Below are 10603 nucleotides of genomic sequence, written 5' to 3' on the forward strand. Positions count from 1 at the left end.
ATCGTCTCCAACGGCACCGACAGCCACCTGATGCTGGTCGACCTGACGCCCAAGAGCGTTTCGGGCGCCCAGGCCGAGATCGCCCTGGAGCGGGCCGGGATCACCACCAACAAGAACTCGATCCCCGGCGACCCGCTGCCGCCGATGCAGACCTCGGGCCTGCGCGTCGGGACGCCCGCTGGCACGACCCGCGGCTTCGGCCCGGCCGAGTTCCGGCAGGTGGGCAAGTGGATCGGCGAGGTGCTGGACGCGGTGTCCACGGGCGAGGATTCCTCGGCGGTGGAACAGAAGGTCCGCAGCGAGGTCGTGGCGCTGACCAAACGCTTCCCCATATACGCCTAATAGCGTTAAGTGGCCGCGAAGGGGGCTAGATATGCGCTGCCCGTTCTGCGGCCACGATGAGACCCAGGTGAAGGACAGCCGACCGTCGGAAGACGGCGCGGCCATTCGCCGTCGCCGGCTGTGCCCGGCGTGTGAGGGCCGCTTCACCACCTTCGAGCGCGTGCAACTGCGCGAGCTGACGATCCTCAAGCGGTCGGGTCGCCGCGCGCCGTTCGACCGCGACAAGCTAGCCCGCTCGCTGTCCGTGGCCCTGCGCAAGCGTCCCGTCGAGCCCGAGCGCGTGGAGCGCATGATCTCCACCATCACCCGCCAGCTCGAGAGCATGGGCGAGACCGAGCTGCCCTCGTCCACTATCGGCGAACTGGTGATGAAGCATCTGAAGCAGCTCGATGACGTGGCCTACGTCCGCTACGCCTCGGTCTACCGCGACTTCAAGGAGACCGAGGACTTCGCGCGGTTCCTGGGCGAAGAGGGCCTCGCCGAGGCGGCCGACGAGCGGTAGTCGGCCCTAGGCGACTTGCCGCGACAGGCCAGACGGGCGGGCTCCACTCTCTGCATTTGGAGAAGGTTGGCGATGTGCGTCCGCTTCTGACGCACCCCCGTGTTCCACTCCCGCCGTCATGCTGGACGCGCTCGACATCACGGAGGAGGAAGCGGCGGGGCTCTCCGAGCTCGCCGCGCTCGACCTCGCCACCGCTCGACGGTTTTCCGAGCGCGCCATGGCGGTGGAGGACCCCGACGTCGGGAACGGGCTGGCCCGTACGGCGCAACGCGCGGCGCGGTCGTATCGCCAGACCCTGGCCCTGAAGGTACGCTTGCGCCGCGAACTCTCCGAACAGGCGCGGGAATATCCGCGCAAGCGCAACACCGCCGCCATTGCCAGGCGCAAGACCGACGTCCGCGTTGCGGTCACGCGCGTCGCTTGGGCCGAACGCGAGGCCTACGAAGGTCCCGAAGACGAGCGCGAAGAGTTTTTCGACGACCTGATGGACGGCCTGGCCGTCTATCTGTCCGCCCGCGCGGCCCAGGAGACTTTCGAACAGTCGCCATTGGACGAGGAGGTGGTCGCGCTCTGCGCCGATCTGGGGCTGCCCGAAGCGAGGGCCCGCGGCTGGCGCGATCTGCCCGACCCGCCGGCCGAGGCGTCGGATGAACCCTTCGACGGCGACGACGCGCTCGATCCGGGCTGGCGCGCTTCCGGTTGAGCGCCCACGCGCGCGGATGACTGGCGCCCGCGCGCCCAGGCCCATAAAGGGGAGACCATGAGCGTCACCCTCAAGCTCGCCACTTCGCTCGACGGTCGGATCGCGACCGCGTCGGGTCAGAGCCGCTGGATCACCGGACCGCAGAGCCGCGAGCAGGTGCACCGCCTGCGCGCCGCGCACCATGCCGTGGTGATCGGCATCGAGACCGCCTTGGCGGACGATCCCGAACTGACGGTGCGCCTGTCGGGCTTCAACGGCCGCCAGCCGGCGCGCGTTGTCCTGGACAGCCGCCAGCGGCTGACGCCCGAGTGCAGATTGGTCGCCACGGCGCGCGAGATCCCGACCTATGTGGTCGCCACTGAGGCGCCCAACCCCGTGCTGGTCGAGGCGGGGGTCAAGGTCCTGACGGTTTCCGCGGTCGGGGAGGACCGCCCCGAGCTGAAGTCCGTGGTGCAGGCGCTGGCGGATGAAGGGTTGTGCGACCTCTTTGTCGAAGGCGGCGGCCAGGTGGCCGGCAGCTTCCTGCGCTGCGGGCTGGTCGACGCGCTCGAATGGTTCCGGGCGCCCATGGTGATCGGGGGCGAAGGACGGCCGGGGGTGGGCGCATTGGCGGTTGCGGCGCTGGACGAGGCGCCCCATTTCCGGCGGGTCGAGGTCAACGTCCTGGGCGACGACCTCTGGGAGCGCTACGCGAGGGGCTAATGTTCACCGGCATCGTCACCGACGTGGGGCGCGTCCGCGCCGTCCGCGACACCAACCGCGACCGCCGGTTCGAGGTGGAGACCGCCTTCGACCTTTCCACCGTCGACATCGGCGCCTCGATCAGTCACGCCGGCTGCTGCCTGACGGTCGTGGAGAAGGGCGACCGCTGGTTCGCGGTCGAGGTCTCGGGGGAGACCCTGTCGAAGACGACGTTGTCCGACTGGCATGAGGGGCGGCCGGTGAACCTGGAGCGCGCCGCCCGGGTCGGCGACGAGCTGGGCGGCCATATCGTCTCCGGCCACGTGGACGGCGTTGGCGAAGTCGTCTCCATCGACAGCGAAGGGGGCTCGCATCGCGTGAAGATCCGCGTGCCCCGCCCGCTGCATCGCTACATCGCGCCCAAGGGCTCCATCGCCGTCGAAGGGGTCTCGCTGACGGTGAACGAGGTGGAGGACGACGTGTTCGGCGTGAACCTGATCCCCCACACCTGGGACGTGACCACCCTGGGGACGCTGAAGCCCGGGTCGCGGGTGAACCTCGAGATCGACATGCTGGCGCGGTATCTCGCCCGCTGGCGCGAAACGGCCTAAAGGCTTCCGCTCAAGACAAAGGGATTTCTATGAGCGACGAGCCGATCCGCATCCTCATCGTGGAGGCGCGCTTCTACGACGACCTGGCCGACGCCCTTCTGGAAGGCGCGACGCAGGCGCTGAGCGCGTTCGGGGCGGAATACGACGTGGTGACCGTGCCGGGCGCACTGGAGATCCCCGGCGCGATCGCCATGGCCGAGGAGGCGGGGCACAAGCCGGCGGGCAAGCACTATGACGGCTATGTCGCCCTGGGCTGCGTGATCCGCGGTGAGACCTACCACTTCGAGATCGTCTCGAACGAAAGCGCCCGTGGCGTCATGGACCTGACGGTCGGCAAGCGGCTGTGCATCGGCAACGGCATCCTGACGACCGAGGACGACGAGCAGGCCTGGGCCCGCGCCCGCATCAGCGAAGGCGACAAGGGCGGCGGCGCCGCGCGCGCCGCGCTCAGCATGATTGAGCTGAAGCATCAACTGTCGGGCGCCAAGCGATGAGCGCCCACGCGTCCCGCTCGGTGGCCCGCCTCGCCGCGGTGCAGGCGCTGTACCAGATGGAGGTCTCCTCCATCGGCGTCGAGAGCGTCATCCGTGAGTTCACCGAGCACCGCTTCGATCGTGCGCTCGAGGGCGTGGAAGGCGAGGGCGACACACTGGCCACGGCCGACGAGGGCTTCTTCGCGGAACTGGTGCGGGGCGTGGTCTCGAAGCAGAAGACCGTGGACGCGGCCATCGCAAAGCGGCTGGCCGAGAACTGGCGGCTGGAGCGGCTGGACGCCACGGTCCGCGCCATCCTGCGGGCCGGCGCCTACGAACTGGCCTTCCGGTCCGACGTGCCCACCGAGGTGGCGATCGATGAATACGTCGAAGTGGCGAAGAGCTTCTTCGAAGGCACGGAGCCGGGCTTCGTGAACGGCGCGCTCGACGGTGTGGCGCGGGATGTCCGGACCGCTTCCTGACGCCGACCCCGAGCGGCTCGACGAATTCGGCGAGATCGCGCGCCTGTTCCGGCCGCTGACTCGCGGCGCGGCCGGCGCGTTCGAGCTCAAGGACGACGCCGCCGTCATTCCCCAGAGGCCGGGCTTCGACCTGGTCGTGACCAAGGACGCCATCGTCGAGGGCGTGCATTTCCCGCAGGGCGAGGCGCCCGAGCTGGTGGCGCGCAAGCTGGCGCGGGTGAACCTCTCCGACCTCGCCGCCAAGGGCGCGGAGCCGTTCGCCGCCTTCCTCGCCGTCGCCTGGCCGGCCGCCTTCACGGCGCGCGACCGCGAGCTGTTCGCCATGGGCCTGGCCGCGGACCTGGAGGCCTATGGAGTCGATCTGCTCGGCGGCGACACCGTCAAGACGCCGGGGCCGTTCACCTGTTCCCTGACCGCCATGGGATGGGTCCCGGCGGGGCGGATGGTGCGCCGGGCCGGGGCGCGGCCGGGCGACCGGCTGCTGGTCAGCGGCACGATCGGAGACGCGGGGCTGGGTCTTGCCGCGGTGAAGGGCGAGATCGACGATCCCGATGGCCGGCTGACCTATCGCTATCGCCTGCCGGAGCCACGACTGGACCTACGGGAGACCTTGCGCCGCCACGCCACGGCCGCCGCCGACGTCTCGGACGGCCTGGTGGCCGATGCGCGCCACGTCGCCGAGGCGAGCGGGGTGGGCCTGCTGATCGACCTCGACCGCCTGCCACTGTCGGGCGCGGCCGCGACCTGGCTTGAGAAACAGCCCGACGTAGCGGCGGCCCTGCTGCGCCTGGGGACCGGCGGCGACGACTACGAGGTGGTCTGCACGATGGCGTCCGGCGTGCGCAAACCTCCGGGGTTCACCGTCATCGGCGAGGTGCGGGAAGGCGAAGGCGTCGAGGTGCGCGCCGCCGGCCGGCCGATCGATCCCGGCGCGGGAGGCTGGCGGCACGCCTGAACTGCGCTAGCCTCCTTCCAACGACAAAACGGGGAGGGACCATGCGCCAGCCGAACATCATCGTCATCCTGGCGGACGACCTGGGCTACGGCGACATCGGCTGCGACGGCGGCCGCCACATTCGCACGCCCAACCTGGACCGCATGGCGGCGGAGGGCGCGCGGCTCACCGACTTCTACGCCTCGGCCAACGTCTGCACGCCGTCGCGAGCTGGTCTGATGACGGGTCGCTACGCGATCCGCTCGGGTCTGGCGCACGAGGTCATCCAGCCCGCCGACACCACGGGCCTGCCGCTCTCCGAGGTGACGATTCCCCAGGCGCTGAAGCCCGACTACGCCACAGCCCTGGTCGGCAAGTGGCACCTGGGCCACGTGGCGCCGCACTGGCCGCCGACCGTCTACGGCTTCGACCGCTTCTACGGCCTGCCCTACAGCCACGACATGCGGCCGTTGTCGCTCTACGAAGGGGAAGGCGCGTCCGTCGCCCAGCAGGACGGCAAGGTGGATTTCGCCAGGCTGACCCAGCGCTTCTTCGAGCAGACGGCCGCGTTCGCCGAGGACAATCGCGACCGCCCGTTCTTCGTCCTGCTGGCCCTGACCGCTCCGCACATCCCGCTCGTGCCGAACCCCGACGACCTGACCGGATCGCCCGCCGGCGTCTACGGAGAGGTGGTCGAGGAGATCGACGTCAACGTCGGCCGCCTGCTCGAGCGGTTGAAGGCCCTGGGAATCGATGACGACACCCTGGTGATCTTCACGTCCGACAACGGGCCGTGGTTCGAGGGCTCGTCCGGCCCGTTCCGCGATCGCAAGGGCGGCTCGGCCTGGGACGGCGGGTTCCGGGTGCCCTTCATCGCCCGCCAGCCGGGACGCATCCCCGCCGGGCTGGTCGCGAGCGGCCTCGCCAGCAACCTCGACCTGCTTCCGACGCTGCTAAACTTCGCGGGGCGCCCCCTTCCCGAGATAGAGCTCGACGGGCGCGACATCTCGGCCATGCTCACCGCGGGCCAGGGGTCGCCGCACGACGAGATCCTGCTCTTCAACAACAACGACGTCGCCGCGGTGCGCACCGAGCGCTGGAAGCTGGTGGCGCGCTCGTACTACCGCACCTACGACATCCCCCTCGACCAGCTCCCGCTGCTGTTCGACATGCCGTCCGATCCCGGCGAGAACTATAGCGTGGCCAGCCTGCATCCCGAGGTGCTCGCGGACATGCGAGCGCGCATCGCCCGGGCGCGCGCCAAGTTCGATCCCATCGGCAAGTCGTTCCCGAGACATGTGCCGCCGCCGAGCGCTGCAGATCACCCGGATTAGTGGCGGGCGTCGTCGTCGGCGGTCGCGAAGATCGCCGCGATGTCGCTGAGCGAGGTTACGATGTGGTCGGGACGCACCGACGCGCCCGCTGGCAGCCCACGGGCGAAGCCGTCGCACCAGATGGCCCGCAAGCCCAGGCGCTGGGGCGCAGCCACCTCCCATTCCAGGTGGTCGCCGACGATCCAGGTCTCGTGCGGCGCTGTCCCAAGCGCCGCCATGGCGTGCCGATAGGCCTGGATTTCGGGTTTGCCGAACCCGACCTCGCCTTCGATCTGGACGTGATGGAAGAACCGCGCGAGCCCAAAGCGCTCGATCTTCGCCCGCTGGGTGGCCGAGGCCCCGTTGGTGATGAGTCCGAGCCGCACGCCCAGGTCCTGCAGCGCTTGAAGACCCTCGATCGCGCCCGGAAAGCATTGGGTCATGGCCTCGCGCATGGCGGTGAACCGCGTCGCGAAGCGGTCGGCCACGGTGTCGCTCAGGGCCGGGGCGAGGCGGCGGAAGGTGTCGCGCACCACCTGGCGCCGGGCCTCCGGGATTCCGAAGCGCGCAACCTTGTGCCGCTCCGGATCGGACCAGAAGAGCGCCAGTTCGGCCTCGAGCCGCTCGGCCACAGCGGCCGGCGTGTGCGGCCCAAGCTCGCGCGCCAGCTCCCGCGCCACCTGGAGCAGGACCGCGGGCCGCTCGCCGGCAACCAGGATCGTGTCGTCGAGGTCGACGAGAATCGCGCGCGGCGCAGCCGGGATCATGGCCGTCCTTTGCGCTTGGCCGTCCCGCCCGTCCAGGCGGCTTAGATGAAGTCGAACCGCACCTGCGAGCGACCGAAGTCGAGTGCGACCTGTTCGAACTGTCTCAGGAGATCCATCCCGAGCACCAGGGCGGGAACCTCCTTCAGGCCCCAGATGTCGAAGACGTGCATGTCCGCGCACGTCACCGGCACGTTGCCCAGGTGCAGGCCGCCCAGACGCAGGAACGGCAGAAAGACCGCCTCGCCGGTGAAGCGCTCGCCGGCCAGCGACTCCATCTGCACGTACTGCGGCGCCTGCGGCTCTCCCCGCCGCATCTCCTGGCTGCGGGCGAGGTCGCGGAGCTTGAGGTTGCACAGCGTGCCCTGCGCGCCGGAGTCGATGATGGCGCTGATCTTCGAGCCGCTGAGGTCGGCGTCGACGATGGTGAGCTGTCCCTTCCGCCGCCGGGCGGGCACGACGACCACCCGACCCGGTTCGGGGCTGTCGGACTGCGAGCGGGTGATCTCTAGCCGGCTGTGCTTGAAGTCCAGCACCAGGCGTTGGCCCTTCAGCCAGTCGACCCCGAGGATGCCGTCCACTTCCGGCCCCTTGAGCGGCAGGGCCGGCGCGCGCACCCGCCGTCGATCGCGAGGGCCGACCTGCAGCCGGTCCAGGGTCACGACCGGGCGCTCGCGCGCGCCCACCACCGTGTGGACCAGCGCGGTTTCACCGGGCTTCAGCGCCAGGCGCTCCATGAGCCGGTGGGAGACGCAGGACACGTTCGCGCCGGTGTCGAGCAGGAAGTTGAACGGGCCTTGCTCGTTGATGGTCACGGGCGCCAGCAGGTGCTCGTTCTTGTCCTGGCGCGCGGCCAGCTCCGTGGGCGGGTGATCCTCGTCCGGCAGCTCAAGCTGGGGCGGGGCCGAATTGTCCTGCGCGACGGCCCGGGTGGCGGGTAGGACGGCCGCTGCGGCCATCAGGCCGAGGGCGGCGTGGCGACGGGTCGGAGACATGCTCCGCACTCCTCCCTTATGTCATTATTGTGAAGCTACCACCGTTCGGCGAAGCCGGCCACGCACCGTCCGGTGATCGCGGGGAGGGGGCTCTCAATCTTGCGGCAACCGACGCAGGGGATGCTTTGGACATGATTCGCCGAGCCCTGATCGCCGCTGTCCTCGCCCTCGCCGCCACGGCCGCCCACGCCGCGGAAGGCAAGAAGGAGGGCGGCGACAAGGGCGACGTCGGCCAGTACGTCGACCTGCAGCCGGTGGGCCTGCCGATCGTCCGCCAGGGCCAGGTGGTGAACTACATCTTCGTCTCGGTGCGCATCAATCTGACCAGCGCAGCGAACGCGGCCAAGCTGCGGGAGAAGGAGCCGTACTTCCGCGACGCCCTGGTCCGGGCCGGGCACCGGACGCCTTTCACCGACCCGAAGAACCTGGCGCAGATCAACGTGCCGATGCTGACCGCGGCGATGGCGCGCGAAGCGGCGCGGATCGCCGGACCCGGCCAGGTGCTGTCCGTCGCGGTCACCCAGCAGGCCCCAAGGCGACGCATGCCCGCATCCCGCGACTAGCTTCCTGCCCAGGGTTCCCCGGCGTCGCCGGTTGCACGCCCCGAGAAAACCTGACTAGGCTCCCCGGTCTTTCCGGCGGCGCACCTTCGCGCCCGGGAACAAGTTGGGGAAACGCGACGGGGGGATGGGAGCCACCGACGTACCGCCCGACAGAGGCGGCCGCCGGACACCCCCCGCGATCAATTCGCAAAGGGGCGATTCAATATGAGTTCGGTTTTACTATTGGTGATCGGCGCAGGGGCGCTGGCGGTGCTGTACGGCATCCTCCAGACAGCTTCCCTCCTGCGCTCCTCGCCAGGCAACGCGCGCATGCAGGAGATCGCCGCGGCGATCCAGGAGGGCGCGCAGGCCTATCTGAACAAGCAGTACACGGCTATCGGCATCGTCGGCGTCGTGATCCTGATCGCCGTGGCGGTCCTGATCGGCGTCAAGGCGGCCATCGGCTTCGCCATCGGCGCCATCCTGTCGGGCCTCGCCGGCTTCGCGGGCATGCTGATCTCGGTGCGCGCCAACGTCCGGACCGCCCAGGCGGCGTCGGAGGGCCTCTCCAAGGGCCTGTCCCTCGCGTTCCGCTCGGGGGCCATCACCGGCATGCTGGTGGCGGGCTTCGCGCTCATGGGCGTGGCCGGCTACTACTATGTGCTGACCGTCGGCATGGGCCTGGAGAGCACCAGCCGTGAGGTCGTCGACAGCCTCGTCGCCCTGGGCTTCGGCGCCTCGCTGATCTCTATCTTCGCCCGCCTGGGCGGCGGCATCTTCACCAAGGGCGCCGACGTCGGCGGCGACATGGTGGGCAAGGTCGAAGCCGGCATCCCTGAGGATGACCCGCGCAACGCCGCCACCATCGCCGACAACGTGGGCGACAACGTCGGCGACTGCGCCGGCATGGCCGCCGACCTGTTCGAGACCTATGCGGTCACCACGGTGGCCACCATGGTCCTGGCCGCGATCTTCTTCCGCGGCCTGCCGGAAGTGGGCGACATGATGCTGCTGCCGTTGGCCATCTGCGGCATCTGCATCGTGACGTCGATCATCGGCACGTTCGGCGTGCGGCTGGGCAAGTCCAACAACATCATGGGGGCGCTCTACCAGGGCCTCATCGTCACTGGCGTGCTGTCGATCGGCGCGATCTGGTGGGTGGTGAATAGCCTGGTGACCACTACCGTCACGGTGGGCGACAAGACCTTCGGCGCCAGCGAACTGTTCTATTGCGGCCTCGCCGGCCTGGTGGTCACGGCGCTGATCGTGGTGATCACAGAGTACTACACGGGTACGGGTTTCCGGCCGGTGAAGTCGGTGGCCAAGGCCTCGGTCTCCGGCCACGGCACCAACGTCATCCAGGGCCTCGCCATGAGCCTGGAATCGACCGCGGCCCCCGCGCTGGTGATCATCGCCGGCATCATCGTCACCTACAACCTCGCGGGGCTCTTCGGCATCGCCATCGCCACCACTTCGATGCTGTCGCTCGCCGGCTTCATCGTCGCCCTCGACGCTTTCGGCCCGGTGACGGACAACGCCGGCGGCATCGCGGAAATGGCCGGCCTGCCGCCGGAAGTCCGCGTAACCACCGATGCGCTGGACGCCGTGGGCAATACGACCAAGGCCGTGACCAAAGGCTACGCCATCGGTTCGGCCGGCCTGGGCGCCCTTGTGCTCTTCGCCGCCTACACCGAAGACCTGAAGTACTTCTCGGCCAATGCTTCGCCTGGCTCGTTCTTCGAGGGCATGGGCGCAGTCGCCTTCGATCTCTCCAATCCCTACGTGGTGGTCGGCTTGCTGTTCGGGGGCCTGCTGCCCTTCCTGTTCGGCGGCATGTCGATGACCGCCGTGGGCCGGGCCGCTGAGTCTGTCGTCGCCGAAGTGCGTCGCCAGTTCAAGGAGAACCCGGGGATCATGACCGGCGAGGTGAAGCCGGAATACGGCCGCGCCGTCGGCATCCTGACCTCGGCGGCCATCAAGGAGATGATCGTTCCGTCGCTGCTGCCCGTGGCGTCGCCGGTCGTGCTGTTCTTCGTAATCAACGCCATCGCCGGCAAGGTGAACGGCTTTGCGGCCCTCGGCGCCATGCTGATGGGCGTGATCGTCACCGGCCTGTTCGTCGCCATCTCGATGACCTCGGGCGGCGGCGCGTGGGACAACGCCAAGAAGCTGATCGAGGAAGGCCACCACGGCGGCAAGGGCTCGGAGGCTCACAAGGCCGCCGTGACCGGCGACACCGTCGGCGACCCCTACAAGGACAC

At 69.4% G+C, this 10603-nt stretch carries 12 protein-coding genes and 1 pseudogene; 11 read left to right on the plus strand and 2 right to left on the minus strand.

Annotated elements, in window-relative coordinates; genetic code table 11:
- The 9 genes and pseudogenes from glyA to Q0L11_RS05195 form a co-directional block, all read left to right on the plus strand.
- Positions 1-342: pseudogene (gene glyA / locus Q0L11_RS05155) on the plus strand (serine hydroxymethyltransferase); the annotation flags it as partial.
- Positions 343-373: 31 nt separating this feature from the next.
- Positions 374-844, plus strand: a complete 471-nt coding sequence (gene nrdR, locus Q0L11_RS05160) for a transcriptional regulator NrdR (protein WP_296595839.1) — start codon at positions 374-376, stop codon at positions 842-844.
- Positions 845-962: 118 nt separating this feature from the next.
- Positions 963-1547 (plus strand): hypothetical protein, encoded by a 585-nt coding sequence (locus Q0L11_RS05165; protein ID WP_296595840.1) that lies wholly within the window; start codon positions 963-965, stop codon positions 1545-1547.
- A 57-nt stretch (positions 1548-1604) separates the two neighbouring features.
- Positions 1605-2249 carry a RibD family protein gene (locus Q0L11_RS05170; RefSeq protein WP_296595842.1) on the plus strand — a complete coding sequence of 215 codons (645 nt, stop codon included), beginning with the start codon at positions 1605-1607 and terminating at the stop codon, positions 2247-2249.
- Entirely contained in the window at positions 2249-2839 is a 591-nt protein-coding gene (locus Q0L11_RS05175) for a riboflavin synthase (protein ID WP_296595843.1), read from the plus strand. The genes Q0L11_RS05170 and Q0L11_RS05175 overlap by 1 nt, the downstream gene beginning before the upstream one ends.
- 29 nt (positions 2840-2868) lie before the next feature.
- Entirely contained in the window at positions 2869-3333 is a 465-nt protein-coding gene (gene ribH / locus Q0L11_RS05180) for a 6,7-dimethyl-8-ribityllumazine synthase (RefSeq protein WP_296595844.1), read from the plus strand.
- Entirely contained in the window at positions 3330-3794 is a 465-nt protein-coding gene (gene nusB / locus Q0L11_RS05185; protein ID WP_296595845.1) for a transcription antitermination factor NusB, read from the plus strand. The genes ribH and nusB overlap by 4 nt, the downstream gene beginning before the upstream one ends.
- A complete protein-coding gene (thiL, locus tag Q0L11_RS05190) occupies positions 3775-4749 on the plus strand; it encodes a thiamine-phosphate kinase (RefSeq protein ID WP_296595847.1) in 975 nt (324 codons plus the stop codon). The genes nusB and thiL overlap by 20 nt, the downstream gene beginning before the upstream one ends.
- 41 nt (positions 4750-4790) lie before the next feature.
- Positions 4791-6062 (plus strand): sulfatase, encoded by a 1272-nt coding sequence (locus Q0L11_RS05195; RefSeq protein ID WP_296595849.1) that lies wholly within the window; start codon positions 4791-4793, stop codon positions 6060-6062.
- Here the strand turns inward: Q0L11_RS05195 and Q0L11_RS05200 are convergent.
- Positions 6059-6808 (minus strand): HAD family hydrolase, encoded by a 750-nt coding sequence (locus Q0L11_RS05200; RefSeq protein WP_296595851.1) that lies wholly within the window; start codon positions 6806-6808, stop codon positions 6059-6061. The genes Q0L11_RS05195 and Q0L11_RS05200 overlap by 4 nt on opposite strands.
- Before the next feature lie 41 nt (positions 6809-6849).
- Positions 6850-7800, minus strand: coding sequence for a retroviral-like aspartic protease family protein (locus tag Q0L11_RS05205; protein WP_296595853.1), 951 nt, complete (start codon positions 7798-7800; stop codon positions 6850-6852).
- A gap of 131 nt (positions 7801-7931) precedes the next feature.
- Between Q0L11_RS05205 and Q0L11_RS05210 the strand changes: the two genes are divergently transcribed.
- Both Q0L11_RS05210 and Q0L11_RS05215 read left to right on the plus strand, forming a co-directional pair.
- Positions 7932-8363: a hypothetical protein gene (locus Q0L11_RS05210; RefSeq protein ID WP_296595855.1), complete on the plus strand. Its 432-nt coding sequence runs from the start codon at positions 7932-7934 to the stop codon at positions 8361-8363.
- A 204-nt stretch (positions 8364-8567) separates the two neighbouring features.
- Positions 8568-10603 (plus strand): sodium-translocating pyrophosphatase (locus Q0L11_RS05215; protein WP_296595856.1); only part of this gene is annotated, 2036 nt, incomplete at its 3' end.

The organism is Phenylobacterium sp., from assembly GCF_024508875.1.
Lineage (GTDB): Bacteria > Pseudomonadota > Alphaproteobacteria > Caulobacterales > Caulobacteraceae > Phenylobacterium.